A 20,331-nucleotide genomic window follows, 5' to 3' on the forward strand; every position below is an offset into this window, starting at 1 on the left:
CTAGTCCTCCTTCGGCGTCAGATCGCGCTTGCCGTGATAGCCGCGCTTGGGACGCCTTGGCGGGCCGTAGCCGTTGACCTCGGCCTCGTTGCGCTCGCGGGCTTCATCGCTGCCGGTGCGCTGCACCAGCACGCGGCGACCCTTGCGATCGTTGATCACGTCGCGCTTGGTGGCAGGCTTCTTCTCGCGCGGCGCGCTATCGTCGTCGCCTGACGATGATTTCTGCGGCACGTCGAACTGCGCGCCCGATTTCTCGATGATCTTGTCGCCGAGCTGGTCGCGCAGCACGCGCGACTTGATCTCCTCGACCTGGCCTTCGGGGACCTCGCCGAGCTGGAACGGCCCGTAGGACACGCGGATCAGCCGATTCACCTCGAGCCCGAGATGAGCGCAGACGTTGCGCACCTCGCGGTTCTTGCCTTCGCGGATCGCGAACACCAGCCAGACATTGGCGCCCTGGTCGCGCTCCAGCGTCGCATCGATCGGGCCGTATTTGACGCCCTCGACCTCGATGCCGTTCTTGAGCTGGTCGAGCTGGGCCTGCGTGACCTCGCCGTGGGCACGGACGCGGTAGCGGCGCAGCCAGCCGGTATCCGGCAGTTCGAGCGTGCGCGCGAGCCCGCCGTCATTGGTGAGCAGCAACAGCCCTTCGGTGTTGAAGTCAAGCCGTCCGATCGAGATCAGGCGCGGCAGGCCTTCCGGCAGATTGTCGAACACGGTGGGACGGCCCTCGGGGTCGTCATGCGTCGTCATCAGGCCGCGCGACTTGTGGTAGAGGAACAGCCGCGTGCGCTCGCGCTCCGGCAACGGCTTGCCGTCGACAGTGACGACATCGTTTTTGGTGATGTCGAGCGCCGGCGAATTAATGACGCGGCCGTTAACGCTGACGCGGCCCTGCGTGACCATCTCCTCGGCATCCCTGCGCGAGGCAAGCCCCACCCGCGCCAACACTTTGGCGATGCGCTCGCCGGCCTTCTTCGGCTTCGGCTCCTCTTCACGCCGCGGCCGGCGGTCAGAATCACGATCGCGCTCGCGATAGGCGCCGCGGCCACCGAAGGCCGGACGCTTCTCGAAGATCCTGCTCTCATCCTCGTTTTCGCGGCGGGGACGATCGCCGAAGCCACCTTCGCTGCGCGGATGCTCGTGCCAGTCGGAACGGCCTTCGGAGCGCTCGCGCGGACGGTCGAATTTCGGGCGGTCGCCACCGCGCCCACCACGCTCGCCATCGCCGTCACGACGGGGCCGGTCGAATTTGGGACGATCCTCGCGCGGGCGATCGAATTTGGGCCGCTCGCGGAACGGACGATCGCCCGACGGACGATCGTCGCGCGAACGCGAGAAACGCGGACGGTCATCGCCGCTGCCGCCCTCGCGCTTCTGCCAGGGCTTGTCTCCGCTGCGATCAGGGCCGCCGAAATCCTTGCGCGGGCCCTTGCTGAAATCCTTGCGCGGCGGACGGTCGCCGCGCGGCGCCGCATCACGCTTCTGCCAAGGCTTTGAATCAGAGCGCTTGGAATCGCTGCGTTCGCCATGATCGCGCGGGCGGTCGCTGCGATCCGGCGCGCCCCGCGAGAATTTCCGCTCGCCGTCGAACTTGCGTTCCGGGCGATCACCTCGCGGCGCGTAGGGCCGCTTGTCGCCGAACTTCTTGTCGCCGAAGCGACCGGCCGGACGGGAGTCATCGCGATCCCTGCGCGGCGGCGGGCGGTCGTCACGCGCATAGGACGGACGGTCGCCACGCGGCTTGAACGGGCGCTTCTCGCCATCACGGGACGAACGATCGGAAGACGGGCGGTCGCCGCGCGGCTTGACGCTGCGCTCGCCGCGCTCCTCGCCACCACGGTCGTCGCGCTTGAATTTCGGACGGTCGCTGAAGTCGCGGCGCGGGGCATCGCCCTCTGCGCGAGGGCGGAACGGACGGCTGTCGCCACGGGGCGGGCGGGCGTCGCCCTTGCTGTCGGGGCCGCGCTTGGCGAACTTCTTCTCGGGGCCACGCGGCTTGCCGGATCGGCCCTTCGGCGGGCCTCCGGCCGGGCGTCCTTTGGTCGGGCCTCGCCGGCCGCGGGAATCGTTGTCTTTGTCGCTATCGCGAGGCATGAATAATCTCACTCAGGGGGTGGCCAGAAAGCATTGTGCGCGCTCGTTTCGAGCCGCATGCTCAGGCAAATTCGGTAAGCACTTCTGCTGAAGGCGCAGCTACTAGCAGGTTTCTGGCGATGATACGAGGCTTGAAAGCCCCCTCTTTCATGGATTTGGCGCTCAAAACGGCCGAAAATGCCGGAAAGGCGGGCGAAGTTCCGATCGGATGCGTGGTGGTCCGCAATTACGAAGTGATCGCCACCGCCGCCAACCGGACCCTGACCGATTACGACCCCACGGCCCATGCCGAGATCATTGCGCTGCGCGAGGCGGCCAGGAAAATCGGCAGCGAGCGCCTGGTCGACTGCGACCTCTACGTGACGCTGGAGCCCTGCACCATGTGTGCGGGCGCGATCTCCTTTGCAAGGGTCAGGCGGCTCTATTACGGCGCCGCCGACCCCAAGGGCGGCGCGGTGGAGTCCGGCGTCCGGTTCTTCACCTCGCCGACCTGCCATCACGTCCCGGATGTCTATTCCGGCGTCGGCGAAAGCGAGGCGGCGCGGCTGCTCAAGGACTTCTTTCGGGAGCGGCGTTAACCTTCCGCGAAAAACTCCCGCAGCGCCTTGGCGGTGACGTCCGGATTCTCCTCGGTGAGGAAGTGGCCGGAATCCACCGGCTGGCCTTCGACATTGGTGGCCCACTGCTTCCAGATGTCGAGCGGCGTCGCGGCGGCCTGGGCAATGCCGACGCCGCCCCACAGCGCCAGCATCGGAATGGTGATCTTCTTGCCGGCCTCGAAATCAGCCTTGTCGAGGTCGTAGTCGAAATAGGCGCCGGCGCGGTAGTCCTCGCACATCGCATGCACGCGGGCGGGGTCGCGGAACGGCGCGATGTAGTGCTCCAGCGCACGCTTGTCGATGGCGTCCAGCGTCTTCGACTTGGTCTGGCTCGCCATCTTGAAGCGCAGGAAGAACTCGCCTTGGCCCGAGATCAGCGTCTCCGGCAGCGGCGCGGGCTGGGCGAGAAAAGTCCAATGGTAGATCTTGAGCGCGTAGGCGCGGTTCATCCGCTCCCAGTAATTATAGGTCGGCAGGATATCGAGCACGGCGAGCCGCGACAGCCGGCCGGGATGGTCGAGCGCGAGCCGATAGGAGACGCGGCCGCCGCGGTCGTGGCCGGCGAGCGCGAAGTGCACGTGGCCGAGGCTCTCCATCGCTTCCACCATGGCCTTCGCCATCGCGCGCTTGCTGTAGGGCATATGCAGCGCGTCGCTGTCGGGCATGTCGGACCAGCCATAGCCCGGCAGATCGGCGATGATCAGCGTGAACTTGTCAGCGAGCTGCGGCGCGACGCGGTGCCACATCACATGCGTCTCGGAGAAGCCGTGCAGCAGAAGCAGCGGCGGCCCCTTGCCGCCGACACGCGCGAAGATGCGGCCGAACGAGGTGTTGATCCATTCGGAGGCGAAGCCGGGATAGAGGTCGGCGAGATCGGACATGAGTTCCATCAGCTCCGAACAAAAATGTCGAAAACAACCCCATGCACAGTAGCACGGCGGTCCCGGTGAGGGATGCTAACCCCAACAGCCGATTGCGCATTTTTGGAATGTGGATGTGGCGGCGCGATGACGCGGACAGCATTGCGCGCGCAGCGCAAAAACCGCTGTCAGCTCCTGGCCTTCTCCGCTTCCACCGCCTGCCAGCCGATGTCGCGCCGGCAGAAGCCGTCCGGCCAGTTGATGCGGTCGACGGCCTGGTAGGCGCGCGCCTGCGCCTCGGTCACGGTCGCCCCCAGCGCGCAGACATTGAGCACGCGGCCGCCATTGGCGAGGATCGCACCGTCCTTCGCCATTGTGCCGGCGTGGAATATCTCGACGGTGTTGACCCCAGCGGCGTCATCGAGCCCCTCGATGCGCGTGCCCTTCTGATAGTCGCCGGGATAGCCCTTCGCCGCCATCACCACCGTGAGCGCGGATTCCGGATACCAGCGCAGATCGAAGTTCTTCAACTGCCCGTCGCAGGAGGCAAGGAACGCCGGCACGATGTCCGACATCATGCGCAGCATCAGCACCTGGCACTCGGGATCGCCGAAGCGGACGTTGAACTCGAACAGCTTTGGACCCTGCGTGGTCAGCATGATGCCGGCGTAGAGAATGCCGCGGAACGGCGTGCTGCGCTGCTTCATGCCGGCCACCGTCGGCAGGATGATTTTTGCCATGATCGCGTCGTGGATCGCCGGCGTCACCAGCGGCGTCGGCGAATAGGCGCCCATGCCGCCGGTGTTCGGGCCGACGTCATGGTCGAACACGCGCTTGTGGTCCTGAGCGGAGGCCAGCGGGATCGCGGTCTCGCCGTCGCAGAGCGCGAAGAAGCTGATCTCGCGGCCGGGCAGAAATTCCTCGATGACGACTTCAGCGCCGGCCTCGCCAAAGGCGCCCTCGAACATCATGGCGATGGCGTCCTCGGCCTCGCGCACGGTCTTGGCGACGACGACGCCCTTGCCGGCGGCGAGACCGTCGGCCTTCACCACGATCGGCGCGCCCTGGCTCTGGACGTAAGCACGCGCGTCAGCGGCGTTGGTGAAACGCTTGTAGGCCCCGGTCGGAATGCCGAATTCAGTGCACAGCGCCTTGGTAAAACCCTTCGAGCTTTCGAGCTGGGCGGGGATCTTGTTCGGCCCGAACGCCTTGATGCCGGCCGCGGTGAGATCGTCGACGATACCGGCCGCCAGCGGCGTCTCCGGCCCGACCACCACGAGCGCGACGGCGTTGGTCTTGCAGAAGTCGATCACGGCGGCATGGTCGGCGACATCGAGCGCCACGCACTCCGCCTCGCGCGCGATGCCGGCATTGCCGGGCGCGCACCAGAGTTTGGTCACCAGGGGAGAAGCTGCGATCTTCCACGCCAGGGCATGTTCGCGGCCGCCGGAACCGAGCAGGAGAATGTGCATACGAGGCTCAGAATGAGGGGTTTGGCTGGGGCGGAGGTCGCACGAATCGGCGTGGGCCTCAAGGGGGGATGAACCCGAACTCCCCGTCATTCAGGGCGCGGCGAAGTCTTCTTCCTTCCTCTTGTGGGAGAAGGTGGCGCGCGGCTTGGATAGTCCGATTGGGCCGCGTGCGTTGCTACGGTTGACGGCTCGCCATAGGCCTTACCGTGTCTGGTGGTAGCGGGCGTTTTGGCGAATCTCGGCCAAAGATTGGTGCCGGACGGACAACAGGATCTGGCAGAATCCCCAGCGTCGCTGGCAGACTTCTCCAGATTTTGGAGCGGAAGCTCGATACGGTCGCGGTTGCGCATTTGGCAAAGGGAATTTGCACCCCTTCAGAGCAGGATGTGGGATTGAAGGTTATGCGGAAACTACCACTCATAAGGCCGGGTTTGGGCGAGCTACTCGACCATGTCCCCGTGCTGGTCAAAGCCTACGGGAAATGGCCAAGCTACGTGTACCTGTTCGTCATGTCGCTATGGACCCCGTTAGTGGTTGTGGGGGCTTCTTGGTTGGCTTGGAAGAGTTGGCGATAGAATTCGATTCTAGCTGATGACGGAAGTGACATGCTGGGAGCATTCTTCGACGATAGTGGAACGCATGCTGGGTCGCCGGTGATGACCATTGGCGGCGTGTTGGGGACGGAACCTCAGTGGGATGTCTTCGCCGTGGCTTGGGAAGCGCTGCTGATAGAGCCTCTGCCGGGCAAAAGGCCGCTTAAGCAGTTCCATCTGTCGCCGTGTCGGGCCGGTCGTGATGAATTTGAGAACTACAGTCTCGCCGAGCGAGACCACCTGACTTATCTATTTCGGCAGGTTATTCTTGATACTGGCTTGGTGACCGTAGCGGCAGCAGTTGATAACGCGGCGTGGGACGAGTTGGTGACCGGCGACGCAGCCGAGCAGCTCGGTCATCCTCTCGAATTTCTGCTCTATAAATGCCTGAACTCAGTATCGGACATCATCAAGTGGCGTAAGCCGGGAGAGCAAACTTGGGTTTTCTTCGATGAGGGCATCCGCGACCGCGTCGAGATGTTCGTATGCACTTACCTGCAGAATAATAAGGACCGACCGGAGTTCGCGAACGTCGGGTTCGCACCGGTATCAAAGGTGATAGCCCTGCAAGCAGGCGACATGATTGCGACGGAGACGTTTCAGTTTGGTCAGCAATGGCTACTGGATCGCGAGAATCCCGTCACGAACCCGCACTTTGAGTCGTTTCGCTGGCGAGACATAAGCCCGTAGGATGGGTTGAGCCCTTGCGAAACCCATCGCACTTGTTTCGTGGTAACGTCCCGTCATGACCTCGTACCGCCGCAACTTCGTTTCGGGTGGGTGTTTCTTCTTCACCGTCAACCTGGCGGAGCGGAAGCTAGCGTTGCTGACGGATCATATCGGGTTGTTGCGCACGGCATTTCGTGAAACGCACCGACGCCATCCATTCACGATCGATGCCATCGTGGTGCTGCCTGATCACCTTCACACGGTGTGGACGTTACCGGAAGGTGATGCCGATTTTGCAATGCGCTGGCAGTTGATCAAATCCACCTTTTCGCGCGGTCTGGCGCGCAGCGAGAGGATATCCCGAAGCCGCGCGGCCAAAGGCGAACGGGGCATCTGGCAACGTAGATATTGGGAGCATACCATTCGCGACGAAGTCGATTTCGCGCGGTATGTAGACTACGTTCATATCAATCCGGTCAAGCACGGGCTCGTCGACAGAGTACGTGACTGGGCGCCCTCCTCGTTTCATCGCCACGTAAAGCTCGGCAATTACCCGGCCGATTGGGCCGGCGATCAGTCGGATGACGGCCGCGATTACGGAGAACGGGGATAGAGAAGCGATGGGTTTCGCAAGGGCTCAACCCATCCTACGAGCTTCCGTGAGCAGCGCGCCAGCCATGGCGTAGACCGATGCCGAAGCCGGTTGGCGATGTTCTTTGCGCATCGCGCACGCCCCTAATCATTTGAGGGGCAAGGGCACACCCCCTCGACGCTGCCCTTCTAGCGACGACCCCTTCTCAAACTTTGACCAATGCGCGCAAGCGTAATCCGCTGCGACACTGGAGCCTGATCCGGTCCGCCCACTATTGTCCCCGTTGGAACGCTGTCCCTGTTCTTTACCACATCAGGTACCCCGGCTTCCTTAGCCACCAATCTCCACTTTCTGCGGAATTCGGTCGTGGACCAAGGTAAGCCGGTAACATCGTTTATGATGATTGGGCCGGATGATGGAAGGGCCAAAATGTCGAGGCCAATTGCCTTGATCTCCGCTAGCACCATCGGAGCCTTCTTCAGATCGACTTGGATCGGGCGGCCGCTTGACCCTGTCGTGTGCCGCAGGATCAAATTTTTATCGATGTCGGACCAACGTAGGCCACGAAGCCACTTCCTACCATGGATTTCGAAATCGGAGCTTCCCGGCTCGTCGATAGGAACCCACTCGCCGATTACATCTTTTTGGCTAAGCCTCAATTCGAATTGAAACGCTTGGACGAGAGCTATCGAATACCAACCAAAGTGTTCGCGAGCAGTGCGACGGATTGCTTGGACGTGCTCGGCAGTTAGTTGCACGAGACGTGGTCCCTGAGTGCCAAACCGGCTCTCGCGAAGGACTTCCGTAAGACGCTTGCACTCTGGATCTTCAAGCAGCGTAAACCCAAATTTAAATAGAGCCCGAAGCCGCGCGATCATTTCATTCGCAGCGGCAGTCCTACCGCCAGAACCCGAAACTTTGTACCCAGTAAAGCAGCGTTGGCGCCTTGATGCCTCGGACCTGATGGTGGCCGTATTTTTCACTTATCCGATCGAACGTGCGGCCCTGCTTGATGCGCACCTGATAGCGAAGTTTTTGGAAAGGCGAATCCAAATCACTTCGATAGGAATCTATTAGTTGCTTGAGCGTTAGCGCCATTGTCCGTCACAGCCCCTCGGCGTGCAAGTACATCAACAGAATGATGGTGATAATCACAACCGCCGCAGCTATGCCGACCACTCCGTCTGCACGGATAACCGCTCCGAAGAAGTGTATTTCGAGTCGTTGAAATTGGTCCACCACATTGGCTCCGTGCTACTTGGCTCAGACGATCCGAACCGATGTCGCCATTGGGTCAGCGTCGGCACGTGGTGCCAAGATTATTCGGCGCTCAAGAAAGATCCTGAGTGATCGTAAGGCTTTAAGCAGGACGCAATATCATCAGCGCTCTTGCAAAAAAAACGCTGATGTAGGCGACCGAAAACTACTATGCCGATAAGTATCTGAGTGCGCTGTCAAAACCCCGCGCGATAGCGCGACAACATGACGGAAAGAGACTTTGGTAAGGCCATCGCTGCGGAAAGTGGATGATCGTTCAAGTGGTTGGCCTGATCAGCGGTTTTTCTCTTCCGTCCGCGGCCGTCCAGACTAGTAGCGGTGTTGCGGCTTGCGCATTGGGAATGCGCTGGTCCGCAACCTAGACCCAATGCCTGGCGACTTCCCCCACTGGAGTAAAACGGCGTCACGGTGAGCGCCGGTATCGAGAGGGTTTTTCTCGCGAAGCGCCGGATGAGGGGTTTCCATCCACACGCACAAATATTTGCGGAGACAGACCCCTCACCCGAGTGTGCCCGTGTCTGCCAACGGAGATGCCCTCTCCCACAAGGGGCGAGGGCACAGCAATCTGCACCGCGATCTGCAGCAAACGTCGCTGCGCGCCGGAATGATAGGGGCCTAGCTCTGCTTTCCCGCGATGATCTCCTGCAACGTCGCAACATGCCGCGCAAACGCGCCGCGGCCGGCAGCCGTGGCGGTGACCGTGGTCTGCGGCTTTTTGCCGACGAAGGCCTTGTCGACCGCGACGTAGCCAGCCTTGGCCAAGGTCTCGATATGCGCGCCGAGATTGCCGTCGGTGGCGCCGGTGAGCTTCTTGAGCCGGGAAAATTCGAGACCCGCGGCCGTGGCCGGCAGCGAATTCAGCGCGGCCATGATCTTGAGGCGCAGCGGCTGGTGGATGATGTCGTCGAGCTCGGCCATGGTGCTAGCTCCGCCGCATCCAGAGGCCGCCGACGATCAGTCCGCCGCCGTTGACGACCGCCATCCAGGGCAGGAAGGTGTCGCCGGTCACGAAGAAATACCCGACCAGCGTCAGTGTGGTGATCGCGAGCGCGATCACCACGAAGGCATAGCCGAACCACAGACCTGCCAGCGCATAGAACAGCATGAAGTAGATGGTCCAGAACGCGCCCTGCTGGCGCGGCGTAAAATGGCCGAGGACGTGCGCGCAGAGGAAGCCGAAGGCGACGAACATCAGGAAGGCGATCAGCATCCGCATGTCGAAGCTGCGAACTCCCGTCGAGGTCTGGTTCGCCGAGCTGATCGCAAACGAGCCGGCGATGCCGAGGACGTAGACCGCGAGCCAGTAGTAATACGCTTCACGGGGCCAGAGCCAGGTCGCGATGTTGGCGACGAACACCAGCACGCCCCACAGGATCATCATCTGACTGGCGAGATCGTAGATGCGCGATTGCTTCACGCGCTGGACGATGTCGTCGATCTCGGCCAGCGCTGCGGAGGCCTCTCTGCTGTCGATCATGACTGCCCGCTTCCCCGCGTCGCGACGTCCTCGGCGATCGCATTGACCGCCTTGGGGTTAGTGACCATGCCCATGTGGTTGACGCCGTCGATCACCTTGACGTCGACGGACGGCTTGATCGCCTGCACGGTCTCCGCATATTTGTCGGAGATCATCATCTCGTCCTCGGCACCGCCGAAGATCGTCATCGGATGCGTCACGGCCGGCAGATCGAGGCGATAGCCGCGCGTCGCAAAGTTGCGCATCAGGCGGTCGGAATAGGTCGGCACCAGAATTCGCTCCGAATTCGGCGGCACCGCGAAGGCCAGCACCGGAAGCTGCGCGCAGCAGTCGATGCCGAGCTTGCGGAGTGCGGCGAGACCAAGGAAGCGCGGAATGTCGGCATTGGCCCAGCCGCCGGAATGCGGCTTGTTGGTCGGCGCGTCATAGCCGAGATAGGGCGCGACCAGCACGGTGCGCACGAACAGATCCTGCATGATCGGCGTGGCGGCGACGCGCAGCGAGAAGCCGGCTCCGGCGGAATGGCCGATCAAGGTGAGCGGCAGATCCGGCGCGCTCTTGCGGACATGGGCGACGAAGTCGACCAAATCGTCCTCGAGCTGGCCGACATAGCCGATATCGCCGCGCGTGCCCGACGCACCGTGGCCACGCGTGTCGAGCGCCCAGGTCTCGACGCCGTGCGCAGCGAGGGCCGCAGTCAGCGCGTGATTGACCGTGCCAGAAGAGCCGGAAGAGCCATGAATGAAGATCGCACCGCGACCGGTGTCCGCCCCCTTCGGCGCGTAGTGCCGGAATCCAAGCCAGGTGCCGTCGCGGGCCTGAAAGCGTTCCAGCGCCGGCATGGTCGACCAGTCGATACCCCTGGCGGAGTCCGAGACCGATCGCAGCTCTGCGGGCCGCTCCAGCGGCGTCGCGACCAGGGCCGTCAGCAGCAGCGCCACGGCGCCGACCGCGCACAGACCCCATTTCAGCAAGCTCAGAGCACCTCGCAGCAATTGCATCGCCATGGTCCAACTCCATCAAACCCAGGATCGTTAGAGAGCTCTATATTACAGAGTACTCTTCGTATCAATCCCCGGATTGGCGCCGCGCGGCGAAAATCCTTAACGTCGGGGCCGACCCCAAAATACCGAATCGTGTGCCGATGCCGCCTGCGGAACCTCTGCCCAATACGCCCGAATTCACCGTTTCCGAACTCTCACAGTCCCTGAAACGGACGGTGGAGGACACCTATGGCCATGTCCGGGTCCGCGGCGAGATTTCCGGGTTCCGCGGCGCCCATTCCTCCGGTCACTGCTATTTCGCGCTCAAGGACGAGAGCGCCAAGATCGAGGCGGTGATCTGGAAGGGCGTGCACGGGCGGATGCGCTTCAAGCCGCAGGAAGGGCTCGAGGTCATCGCCACAGGCAAGCTCACGACCTATCCGGGCTCTTCCAAATATCAGATCGTGATCGAGGCTTTGGAGCCGGCCGGCATCGGCGCGCTGATGGCGCTGATGGAGGAGCGCAAGAAGAAGCTCGCCGCCGAAGGCCTGTTCGACGAGGCGCGCAAGCAGCTGCTGCCCTGGCTGCCCGAGGTGATCGGCGTGGTGACCTCGCCGACCGGCGCCGTGATCCGCGACATCCTGCACCGGCTGGAGGACCGCTTTCCCCGCCACGTGCTGGTGTGGCCGGTCAAGGTGCAGGGCGAAGGCTCGGCCGAGCAGGTCGCAGCCGCGATCCGCGGCTTCAACGCACTGCCCGAGGGCGGCAAGATTCCGCGGCCCGACGTGCTGATCGTCGCGCGCGGCGGCGGCTCGCTGGAGGATCTCTGGTCGTTCAACGAGGAGATCGTGGTGCGGGCCGCAGCCGAGAGCATGATCCCGCTGATTTCGGCGGTCGGGCACGAGACCGATATCACGCTGATCGATTTCGTCGCCGACAAGCGCGCGCCGACGCCGACGGCGGCCGCCGAGATGGCGGTGCCGGTGCGCAGCGATCTGTTTGTCGAGGTCGCCGATCTCGCCCGCCGCAACCGCGCCTATTGGCAGCGTGCCCATGAAAGCCGTCGCAACGAGCTGCGCGCCGCCGCGCGCGCGCTGCCGGCCGCAGGCGATCTGCTGGCGATCCCGCGACAGCGGCTGGATACGGCAGGCGCGTCCCTGCCCCGCGGCCTCAAGGCCAACACGCATGCGCATTTCCGCAGGTTTACGGCCGCCGGCGCCAAGCTGACGCTGCGCGTGCTGCACGGGCAGATTTCGCAGGCTGATCACCGGCTCACTGTCTGCGGCGAACGGCTCGGCCTGTCCGCGCGCTCGCTGTTGCGGCGGCGGCGCGACCGTTTTGCCGGACTTGAAGTTCGCTTACGGGCCTCAAAGCTCTCCAATGCACAAGCGCAGCGCAACGCGATTGCCCGCCAGCGCGAGCGCACGCATCGTCTGGCCGACCGCGCGCAACGCGCGCTGGCAACGCTGATGCAACGACTCGACGCCCGCGTCGAGGCCAGCGGCAAGCTGCTGTCCGCGTTGTCCTATCGCGGCGTGCTTGCGCGTGGTTTTGCACTGGTGCGCGACGAGGCCGGCCATCCCCTGCATTCGGCGGACAGCGTTGGGCCGAACGCGCGGATCGCGATCGAGTTCGCCGACGGCCGCATCGGCGCGACAGCGGATGCGGATCGGCCCGAGCCGACCGCCAAGCGCGCGCCGTCGCAGGCAAAGCATGCAGCGCAGGATAGCAAGCCCGCACCGAAGCGCGTGGCCAAGCCGGTGGATCAGGGCAGTTTATTTTAGAGGCCGACAGCGGCGCAACATTCTCGCTGTCGTCCCGGCGAAGGCCGGGACCCATAGCCACAGGGAGGGGTTTGGCGAAGACTGGTCGTTCGGGACTGATACCACGCGCAACTGTTAGATCACGCGGTATGGGTCCCGGCCTTCGCCGGGACGACATTGGAGAGGCTTGCGTGCCTTCTCAACAACGTCATCGCGGAGAAGATCGTAGCGCGTAGCCCGCATGAGCGAAGCGATATGCGGGAACAGTTGTCCCGGATATCGCTTCGCTCATCCGGGCTACAGGAACGTCGGACCCTACTGGCAGGACAAGCCCGCGTCCATCGTGGTCCAGAAGCCGCAATGGTCCGGCGCGGGCTGTGGCGCGCCGGCTTGGGCTTCGAACAGGAAGATCGTGACGGTGAAGACGATCAGTGCGGCGGAGAAGAGGGCGAAGCGATTGCGCATGCAAGATGCGTTTAATCGACATCATGGTCGAACTATGGCGCCGACGCTTGCTGAAACCCGGTTGAGGCGCGATCCGTAGATTCCCGGTCGGCCATCATTGTCCGTGCAGGGCGGTGGTCGATGCGGGGCTGTCCGCCTCACATTGTTCCTCGGGCGGCCCCGCTTTGGAATCCGTAGCCCGGATGGAGCGCAGCGTAATCCGGGACGTCGCAACGCGCGGCACGACCCCGGATTGCGCTTCGCTCCATCCGGGCTACGAGACGACAACTACCGCGCCAGCCATTCGGCGACCTGCTTCTGCGAATCGGCGCGCGCGTCCGCATCGGTGCCGAGATGGCCGTGCTCGGGGGCGGCGGCATCGCTGCTGCCGGCAGCTGCGTGCAGCGGCGTGTTGGCGCGGTCGAAATCATGATAGGCGCCGGGATAGACCACGATGCGCGTGAGCGCGCTGCGGCCGAGCGCGCCGTCCACCATCTGGCGGCAGGCCGGCGGCGACGAGACGTCGTCCTTGCCGCCGATCAGAACCAGCGTCGGCACCCGCGCGCTCCAGCCGAGGCCGGCGGAAATGCGGCAGTCCGGATAGAAGGCAATGGCCGCGCGAAAATCCGGAGCCCCATCGCGCGCGGCATTCTGCGGCCGCACCGCCCAGAGCAGCGCGCTTGCACCATTGGCCCAGCCGATCAGGCTGACACGGTCGCGCGCGACCCAGGACTGCTTCATCAGCCAGGCGCGCGCTGCCACGACGTCGGCGACACGCTCGCGTCGCGCCTTGACGTGCCCCTCCTTGACCCGGCATTGCGGCCCGAGCTCGCGCGAGCCGTAGCTGTCGGGCAGCAGCACCGCGTTGCCCGCCTTCAGCAGATCTTCGGCCCAGTCGCGATAGCGCGACAGCACCGGATCGGCATGGCCGCCGAGCCCACCGCAACCATGCAGCGCGACCACGGTCGGAAACGGTCCTTCGCCTTCCGGCTTGTAGAGCTGCGCATGCAGGATTCCGGCCGCCAGGGGAATGTCGACCTGCTGCGGCGCAGGCACCGAGGCCGCGCGCGCGGCCGACATCAGGAGCGTCAGGAACAAGGCGGTCAGTCGAAGGCGCATCGGACGATCCTTCGCCGCAGCACTATCATGCGAAAACAGCGGTAAAACATCACAAATCGGTGGGTTTGACGGGCGGACAAGGCATCCTATTTATGGTAGATCGAATTCACCAAATCATGCCCTCCAGGGTTTTCCACGGAGAGGCTTTCCACGGAGACGATCGACCGTGCTGAACAAGTTCGGCCCCTCGGGCAACGGCGAAGCGCAGGTGCAATATCTCGACGGCGATTTCCGCGTGATCTCGCCCGGGACCTTCGTGCGCTGCGCGATATCCGACACACGGATCCCGCTCGACGAGCTGAAATACTGGAGCGTGGACCTGCAAGAGGCCTACGCCACGCCCGCCGCCGTGCTGCAGCGGCATTTCCCCGGCGCGCCGAAGCCGCAGTCGTAAGGCCGCGCGCCTATTGTTGCTCGGGTCCATCTCCGCCCACACAGCTCTTGATGAGAGTCTTCCTGGGCTCGCCAACGACCTTCTGATCGATCGCCTGCCTCAGACAATCGAGCCGGCCCTGCGCCATGCAGAGCTGCATCTGGTCGCGCTTGTCCTGCCCCTTCAGGCTTGCCGTCGTGGCCAGGCACGTGACCCGCTTGGTGGCGGGAACCGGTACCGTGCCCGTTGGGTTTGCAGGAGCGGCCGGGGGCGACGTTTGTGCAGACACCGGCGCAATGATCAGACACACAAGGCTGGCGGCAACGGCCGCAGACGGCAGTTTCATCGAATTCTCCTGATCGTTGGTAAGCGATAGGAGTCTTGCGATGAATGCCGCGTGAATGAAGGATGCTACGAGATCATCGTGCGCTGAACCTGCGCTCGCGCGCCTTGTAGAGGTGATCGCTGATCAGGCGGCGGAGCGTCGCGGGGTCGTCGAATTCGAGCTGGACCGCGAACGGCACGATGTCATTCGGCACGCCCTTGCTGCCGCGCAGGCGCGCGAGATCCTTTTCCGTCGTCACCAGCGTCAGCTGCTCGCGCTGTGCATCCGCCACAAGTGCCGCCATCTCGGCCTGCGAGAACATGTGGTGATCGGCGAACGGGCGCGTGTGCGCGACCTCGATGCCGCTGGCGCGCAACGTGCGGAAGAAGCGCTCGGGATCGCCGATGCCGGCAAACGCGAGCACCGGTTTACCGAACAGCTGGGCTACCGCGGCGGCATCCGGTCTCAAGCGCGCGCGCAGCACCGGCTTGTCGCGCGCGGAAATCGCTGCCGCGACATCGTCGGCGGCATGGCCATCGCCGATCAGCACCAGCGCATCGGTGCGCGCGAGCTGTGCCTTCAGCGGCGCGCGCAGGGGGCCTGCCGGGAACACCTTGCCGTTGCCGAGGCCGCGCGCGCTGTCGATCACGATCAGCGAGGCATCCTTCATGATGCGCGGGTTCTGAAAGCCGTCATCCATCAGGATCAATGTCGCACCTTGCGACTTGGCCAGCGCCACACCTTCGAGCCGATCGCGCGCGACCGCAACCGGCACGTCGCGCGCCATCATCAGCGGCTCGTCGCCGACATCGGCTGCGGTGTGGCGCTCGCGATCGACCATCACCGGGCCCTGCAAGCGCCCGCCATAGCCGCGGCTGAGCACCACCGGGGTCTCGCCGAGCTCACGCAACAGCTTGGTCAGCGCGAGCACGGTCGGCGTCTTGCCGGCACCGCCGACGTGGTAGTTGCCGACGCAGAGCACGGGGATGCCGGCATCGACGCCCTGGCGCAGCAGGCGCTGTGCGGCGATCGCGCCATACAACGCGCCCAGCGGCCGTAATGCGTGCGACTTGAAGGAACGTGGCCGGTACCAGAAGGCCGGCTCACGCATTGGCGGCTCCCATCTCGATCCGCAACTGCATCAGATACGGCTCGAGCGCAGTCATGGTGCGCTCCAGCGCGCCGCCGAGCTGCTCGACCACGCCGTGGCCTGCCCGCTGCATCTTGTCGCGCACGGCGGGATCGGCGAGCAGCTGGCCGAGCTGCTTGACCAGGATCTCCTGCGTCTCGGCCTGGCGCGCCCCACCGCTGTGATCGAGCGCGGCATAGACATCGGCGAAGTTGAAGACGTTCGGACCATGGACGATGGCCGCACCGAGCTTGATCGCCTCGATCGGATTCTGCCCGCCATGGCGGATCAGCGATCCGCCCATGAACACGATCGGCGAGAGGCGATAGAACAGGCCGAGCTCGCCCATGGTGTCGGCGACATAGACGTCGGTCGCGGCCGAGAGCTGCTCGTCGCGCGAGCGCAAGGCCGGCTTCAGGCCCGAGGCCGTGATCAGGCCTGCGATCGACGAGCCGCGATCCGGATGCCGCGGCACGATCACCGTGAGAAGCTGGGGGAAGAAGCCGACGAGGCTGCGATGCGCCGCGACCAGCATTTCGTCCTCGCCGGGATGGGTCGAAGCCGCGACGATGATGGGCCGGCCCCGCGTCATCGCCATCAGCCGCTCGAGCCTGGCGGGATCGGCGGGCGGCGCCGGCACGTCGAGCTTGAGATTACCCGTGGTGACGACGTCGCGGCCACCGAGCGCCGAGAAGCGTTCGGCATCGGTCTTCGACTGCGCCAGACAAATGTCGAACCGCGACAGCAGCGCCGAGATGGTTCCGTACATCCGCCGCCAGCGCGGGAAGGAGCGCGGCGACATCCGTCCGTTGATCAGCACCATCGGCACACGGCGCGCAGCACCGGCCAGGATCAGGTTCGGCCACAAATCGGATTCGATGAACAGCGCCAGCGACGGCTTCCAGTGATCGAGGAAGCGCGCGACATAGCGCGGGGAATCATACGGCACGTATTGATGGATGACGTCGGGCGGAAAACGTTTTGCGACGACGGCGGCCGAGGTCACGGTGCCCGAAGTGAGCAGGATGCGCAGGTTCAGATCGCGCAAGCGTTCGATCAGCGCGGCCGCGGCCAGCACCTCGCCGACGCTGGCGCCGTGGATCCAGACCAGCGGGCCGTGCGGCCGCACGTCCTGGCTGAGGCCGCGCCGTTCGCCGACGCGCGCGGGATCTTCCTTGCCCTGCTTCAGCCGCCGCTTGATCAGCGCAGGCGCAAGCGGCACCAGGCCTGAGGCCAGGCGCTGGTACATCCGCAGCGTCATTGGCAGCGCATTAGCCATCTGCGGGTCCCGGGCGGCCGAGCTGCGCATAGGCGCGGCGGGTCGCCTCATTCAGCGTGTCCTCCAGCTCCTGCCGCAGCGCTTCCATGGTGGCGGCATCGGCATCCGGCGGCACGCTGATTTCCTTGATGCCGACCAATGCGCCTCGCCCGAATGGCAAATTGATGGTGGTGCGGTCCCAGTTCTTGAGCCGGATGAAGCGGCTGGTCGCCATTGCGAAAGGCATGATCGGCCGCCCCGATTCTCGTGCCAGCATGATAATGCCGAGCCCGGCCACGCGCGCGCGCTTCGGGACATCGGCGGTCAGCGCGACATTACAACCGTCCTGGAGCGTTCGCACCATCTCCTTGAAGGCGCCGACCCCACCTTTACGGTGGAAGGCGCTGCCATGGTCGCCGGAACCGCGGATGAGGCCGATGCCGAGCCGTTCCACCGCGATGGCATTGAACTCGCCGTCGCGATGCCGCGAGATCAGGACCTTGGCCCGGTAGGAGTCCTTGTTCTTGATGAAGGGGGTGAGGAAATGCTGGCCGTGCCAGAAGGCGAAGATCGCCGGGATCTGCGGCTCGACAATGTCATAGACCTCGGGCGGATCGAACGTGAACCTGTTGGTCCGCCAGACCAGACGCAGATATTCGGCCGCCAGGACCCCGACGGCACGCTGAAACCAGCTGCTTCGCAGCGTATTGCGAAGCAGTTTTTTCAACGCGCCTTCGATTCTTGATTCGGGTCGAGCAGCCGGTGGAGATGGACGATGAAATAGCGCATCTGCGCGTTGTCGACCGTGCTCTGCGCCTTGGCCCGCCAAGCGGCGTGGGCGGCCGCATAGTTCGGATAGAGGCCGACGACCTCGACGTCGTCCAGGTTCTTGAAGGTGTTGTGCTCGAGATCGAGCAGCTCACCACCGATGACGAGATGGAGCAGTTGTTGCGGGGCACTATCTGGCATGGGTTCTCTTCCTTACGGGCTGCCCGGCATAGCAGTGATCGACAAGCACAGCGGACGCGCTCAGGGCAAGGGACGATTTCGAAAATGCGCGACAATGCTCGCATGACGATCGCGCCCCGCTGCCACCAGCACCCCGTGCGTGACTTCCCGGCGATTGTAGAGGATGGGTTCTCCGGAGAGGTCGCTCATCCTACCATCCGCTTCCTGCACGATCAAATCGGCCGCCGCAAGGTCCCAATCATGACTGTTGCCGCCCGCAAAAGCCGCATCCAGCCCGCCATGGGCGACCCGGCAGAGCCGCAGCGCAAGCGAACCGATTCGCGGATGCAGCTTGATGTCGCCGCCCAAGGTATTGAGCCGCTCGACCATCGGCTTCGGGCCGGCGATCCGGGAGAAGTCGAGCGCGGAGCCGGCTGTGGCCGTGACCTGTTTGCCGTTGAGCGTCGTGCCCTGGCCGCGGGCCGCGAAGAAGAACTCGTCGCTGGTCGGCGCGAACACCACGGCAAGCACAGGTGACGCCCCCTCGACCAGCGCCACACTGACACACCATTCGTCATGGCCGCCCAGATAATTGCGCGTGCCGTCGATGGGATCGACGATCCATGTCAGCCGCCGCGACAGCCGCGTGGAATCATCGGCGCTCTCCTCCGACAGCCAGCCATAGTCCGGCGTGGCGCCGCGCAGGCGCGCTTCGAGTAGGTCGTTGACGGCGATGTCGGCTTCCGAGACCGGCGAGGACCCGCCCTTGGTCCATGTCTTCAGCTCGGTGCGGAACATCGACTGCGCAAGCGCACCTGCGTCACGCACCGTGTCTTGCAGCAGCGTTGCGTCGCGCGTCAGGATTATGTCGTTCGCGTCAGCGTCCGCCAAGCGTCAAACCCTCGATGCGCACCGTCGGCGCATTGATGCCGTAGCGGAATTCGAGATTGTTGGCCGGCTGCATCGATTTGAAGATCTCGAACAGATGGCCGGCGATCGTGACCTCGCTGACGGGATAGGTGAGCTCGCCGTTCTCGATCCAGAAGCCGGAGGCGCCGCGGCTGTAATCGCCGGTGACGCCGTTGACGCCGGAGCCGATCAGATCGGTGATGTAAAATCCCTGCTTGATGTCGGCGATCAGCTCGGTCGGCGTCGGCGTGCCGGGTTCGAGATGAAGATTGTACGGCCCGGGCGAGGGCGAGGACGACACGCCGCGATGGGCATGGCCGGTGGTGGTGAGGCCGAGCTCGCGGGCGGTCGCGCAATCGAGCAACCAGGTCGTCAGCACGCCCTCGTCGATCAGCGCGATCTTCTTCACCGCAACGCCTTCGGCATCGAAGGTCTGCGAGCGCAGGCCGCGCTTGCGCAGGGGATCGTCGATGATGCGGATGTTCTTCGCAAAGAGCTGCTGGCCGAGCTTGTCCTTGAGGAAGCTGGTCTTGCGCGCAATCGAGGCACCGTTGATGGCGCCGACGACATGGCCGACCAGCGAGCCCGCGACGCGCGGATCGAACACGACCGGCACCTTGCAGGTCTCGACCTTGCGCGGATTGAAGCGCGCCACGGTGCGCTCGCCGGCGGAGCGGCCGACGATCTCCGGCGACAACAGATCGGCGCCATGCGGGGCGGAGGTGAAATCGTAGTCGCGCTCCATGCCGGTGCCCTCGCCGACGATCGCGGTCGCCGAGATGCCCTGGCTCGAGCGCAGATAGGAGCCGTGGAAGCCGGTGCTGGTCACCAGCACCATGCCGCCCATGCCGGCGGAGGCCGACGCGCCGCCGGATTTGGTCACGCCCTTCACGGCAAGCGCTGCGGCTTCCGCTTCGAGCGCGCGGCGCTCGAGCTCGGAGGTCGCGGGCACGTCGGGATCGAGCAGATCGAGATCTGGAAAATCGCGCGCGAGCAGCGCGGGATCTGCGAGGCCAACATATTTATCGTCTGGCGCAACGCGCGCCATCGCCACCGCACGCTCGGCAAGCTTGGTCACGGCATCGCCGCTGGCGTCATTGGTCGAGACCACCGCCTGGCGGCGGCCAACCAGCACGCGCAGGCCGACATCGTCGCCCTCGGACCGCTCGGATTCCTCGACGCGGCCGTCGCGCACCTCGACGCCCTGCGAGATGCCGCGCACCGCGACCGCATCGGCCGCATCCGCACCGGCGCGCTTCGCCGCCTCCACCAGGCGCTGTGCGAGATCGGACAGCGCGGACTGATCGAACAGGTCGCGATTGGCTTTAGGCGAAAGCGTCGAGCTTGGTGAAGGGTTCACAAACGAAATCCTGTTGCGGCGGGAGGTTTCGGGGCGAGACCGGCCCTCAACACCAGATGTGCCCAATTGGCACGGACTTCAAG

Annotated in this window: 20 protein-coding genes; 5 read left to right on the forward strand and 15 right to left on the reverse strand. The window is 64.4% G+C overall.

Going from position 1 to position 20,331, the window contains the following annotated elements:
• The gene (locus tag UP06_RS16345) at window positions 1-2,097 is read right to left on the reverse strand and encodes a pseudouridine synthase (RefSeq protein WP_045003836.1); all 2,097 of its coding nucleotides are present in this window, start codon (window positions 2,095-2,097) and stop codon (window positions 1-3) included.
• A gap of 119 nt (window positions 2,098-2,216) precedes the next feature.
• On the opposite strand from UP06_RS16345, the gene UP06_RS16350 reads away from it, so the two are divergent.
• Entirely contained in the window at window positions 2,217-2,675 is a 459-nt protein-coding gene (locus UP06_RS16350) for a nucleoside deaminase (protein WP_045003837.1), read from the forward strand.
• On the opposite strand, the gene UP06_RS16355 is transcribed toward UP06_RS16350, so the two are convergent.
• Together UP06_RS16355 and purD are read right to left on the reverse strand one after the other, a co-directional pair.
• On the reverse strand, window positions 2,672-3,577 hold the full coding sequence (locus tag UP06_RS16355) for an alpha/beta fold hydrolase (RefSeq protein ID WP_045004234.1): 906 nt from the start codon (window positions 3,575-3,577) through the stop codon (window positions 2,672-2,674). The genes UP06_RS16350 and UP06_RS16355 overlap by 4 nt on opposite strands.
• Before the next feature lie 167 nt (window positions 3,578-3,744).
• Complete coding sequence (gene purD / locus UP06_RS16360) at window positions 3,745-5,028, reverse strand: phosphoribosylamine--glycine ligase (RefSeq protein WP_045003838.1); 1,284 nt, start codon at window positions 5,026-5,028, stop codon at window positions 3,745-3,747.
• Between the two features lie 605 nt (window positions 5,029-5,633).
• On the opposite strand from purD, the gene UP06_RS16370 reads away from it, so the two are divergent.
• Window positions 5,634-6,311 (forward strand): DUF3800 domain-containing protein, encoded by a 678-nt coding sequence (locus UP06_RS16370; RefSeq protein WP_045003840.1) that lies wholly within the window; start codon window positions 5,634-5,636, stop codon window positions 6,309-6,311.
• Between the two features lie 55 nt (window positions 6,312-6,366).
• The gene (locus UP06_RS16375; RefSeq protein ID WP_045003841.1) at window positions 6,367-6,903 is read left to right on the forward strand and encodes an REP-associated tyrosine transposase; all 537 of its coding nucleotides are present in this window, start codon (window positions 6,367-6,369) and stop codon (window positions 6,901-6,903) included.
• A 1,872-nt stretch (window positions 6,904-8,775) separates the two neighbouring features.
• Here the strand turns inward: UP06_RS16375 and UP06_RS16385 are convergent.
• From UP06_RS16385 to UP06_RS16395, 3 genes are read right to left on the reverse strand one after another with little or no spacing between them, the layout of a single operon-like run.
• Window positions 8,776-9,078, reverse strand: a complete 303-nt coding sequence (locus tag UP06_RS16385; protein WP_045003842.1) for a winged helix-turn-helix domain-containing protein — start codon at window positions 9,076-9,078, stop codon at window positions 8,776-8,778.
• 4 nt (window positions 9,079-9,082) lie between these two features.
• Window positions 9,083-9,637 carry a hypothetical protein gene (locus UP06_RS16390; protein ID WP_045003843.1) on the reverse strand — a complete coding sequence of 185 codons (555 nt, stop codon included), beginning with the start codon at window positions 9,635-9,637 and terminating at the stop codon, window positions 9,083-9,085.
• Window positions 9,634-10,644, reverse strand: coding sequence for an alpha/beta hydrolase (locus UP06_RS16395; protein ID WP_045003844.1), 1,011 nt, complete (start codon window positions 10,642-10,644; stop codon window positions 9,634-9,636). The genes UP06_RS16390 and UP06_RS16395 overlap by 4 nt, the downstream gene beginning before the upstream one ends.
• Window positions 10,645-10,781: 137 nt before the next feature.
• On the opposite strand from UP06_RS16395, the gene xseA reads away from it, so the two are divergent.
• Window positions 10,782-12,404: an exodeoxyribonuclease VII large subunit gene (gene xseA / locus UP06_RS16400; RefSeq protein ID WP_045003846.1), complete on the forward strand. Its 1,623-nt coding sequence runs from the start codon at window positions 10,782-10,784 to the stop codon at window positions 12,402-12,404.
• Window positions 12,405-12,698: 294 nt separating this feature from the next.
• Here xseA and UP06_RS41545 read toward each other — a convergent pair whose 3' ends face one another.
• Both UP06_RS41545 and UP06_RS16405 read right to left on the reverse strand, forming a co-directional pair.
• A complete protein-coding gene (locus tag UP06_RS41545) occupies window positions 12,699-12,848 on the reverse strand; it encodes a hypothetical protein (RefSeq protein ID WP_197087274.1) in 150 nt (49 codons plus the stop codon).
• Window positions 12,849-13,115: 267 nt separating this feature from the next.
• Window positions 13,116-13,946: a dienelactone hydrolase family protein gene (locus tag UP06_RS16405; protein WP_045003848.1), complete on the reverse strand. Its 831-nt coding sequence runs from the start codon at window positions 13,944-13,946 to the stop codon at window positions 13,116-13,118.
• A 166-nt stretch (window positions 13,947-14,112) separates the two neighbouring features.
• Here UP06_RS16405 and UP06_RS16410 point away from each other — a divergent pair, with 166 nt between their 5' ends.
• The gene (locus UP06_RS16410) at window positions 14,113-14,340 is read left to right on the forward strand and encodes a DUF2093 domain-containing protein (RefSeq protein WP_045003849.1); all 228 of its coding nucleotides are present in this window, start codon (window positions 14,113-14,115) and stop codon (window positions 14,338-14,340) included.
• A gap of 10 nt (window positions 14,341-14,350) precedes the next feature.
• On the opposite strand, the gene UP06_RS16415 is transcribed toward UP06_RS16410, so the two are convergent.
• The 7 genes from UP06_RS16415 to UP06_RS16445 form a co-directional block, all read right to left on the reverse strand.
• Window positions 14,351-14,665, reverse strand: coding sequence for a hypothetical protein (locus tag UP06_RS16415; protein WP_045003851.1), 315 nt, complete (start codon window positions 14,663-14,665; stop codon window positions 14,351-14,353).
• 73 nt (window positions 14,666-14,738) lie between these two features.
• Window positions 14,739-15,755, reverse strand: coding sequence for a tetraacyldisaccharide 4'-kinase (gene lpxK / locus UP06_RS16420; RefSeq protein ID WP_045003853.1), 1,017 nt, complete (start codon window positions 15,753-15,755; stop codon window positions 14,739-14,741).
• The gene (locus UP06_RS16425) at window positions 15,748-17,082 is read right to left on the reverse strand and encodes a 3-deoxy-D-manno-octulosonic acid transferase (RefSeq protein ID WP_045003855.1); all 1,335 of its coding nucleotides are present in this window, start codon (window positions 17,080-17,082) and stop codon (window positions 15,748-15,750) included. Before UP06_RS16425 ends, lpxK begins: the two co-directional genes overlap by 8 nt.
• Window positions 17,045-17,758 (reverse strand): lysophospholipid acyltransferase family protein, encoded by a 714-nt coding sequence (locus tag UP06_RS16430; RefSeq protein WP_045003857.1) that lies wholly within the window; start codon window positions 17,756-17,758, stop codon window positions 17,045-17,047. Before UP06_RS16430 ends, UP06_RS16425 begins: the two co-directional genes overlap by 38 nt.
• Window positions 17,755-18,000 carry a DUF4170 domain-containing protein gene (locus tag UP06_RS16435; protein WP_045003860.1) on the reverse strand — a complete coding sequence of 82 codons (246 nt, stop codon included), beginning with the start codon at window positions 17,998-18,000 and terminating at the stop codon, window positions 17,755-17,757. Before UP06_RS16435 ends, UP06_RS16430 begins: the two co-directional genes overlap by 4 nt.
• Window positions 18,001-18,060: 60 nt before the next feature.
• Window positions 18,061-18,870, reverse strand: a complete 810-nt coding sequence (locus UP06_RS16440; RefSeq protein WP_045003861.1) for an inositol monophosphatase family protein — start codon at window positions 18,868-18,870, stop codon at window positions 18,061-18,063.
• A complete protein-coding gene (locus UP06_RS16445; protein ID WP_045003863.1) occupies window positions 18,857-20,248 on the reverse strand; it encodes a TldD/PmbA family protein in 1,392 nt (463 codons plus the stop codon). The genes UP06_RS16440 and UP06_RS16445 overlap by 14 nt, the downstream gene beginning before the upstream one ends.
• Window positions 20,249-20,331 lie beyond the last annotated feature (83 nt).

Source organism: Bradyrhizobium sp. LTSP857 (assembly GCF_000938285.1).
In the GTDB taxonomy this organism is placed as follows: Bacteria; Pseudomonadota; Alphaproteobacteria; order Rhizobiales; family Xanthobacteraceae; genus Bradyrhizobium.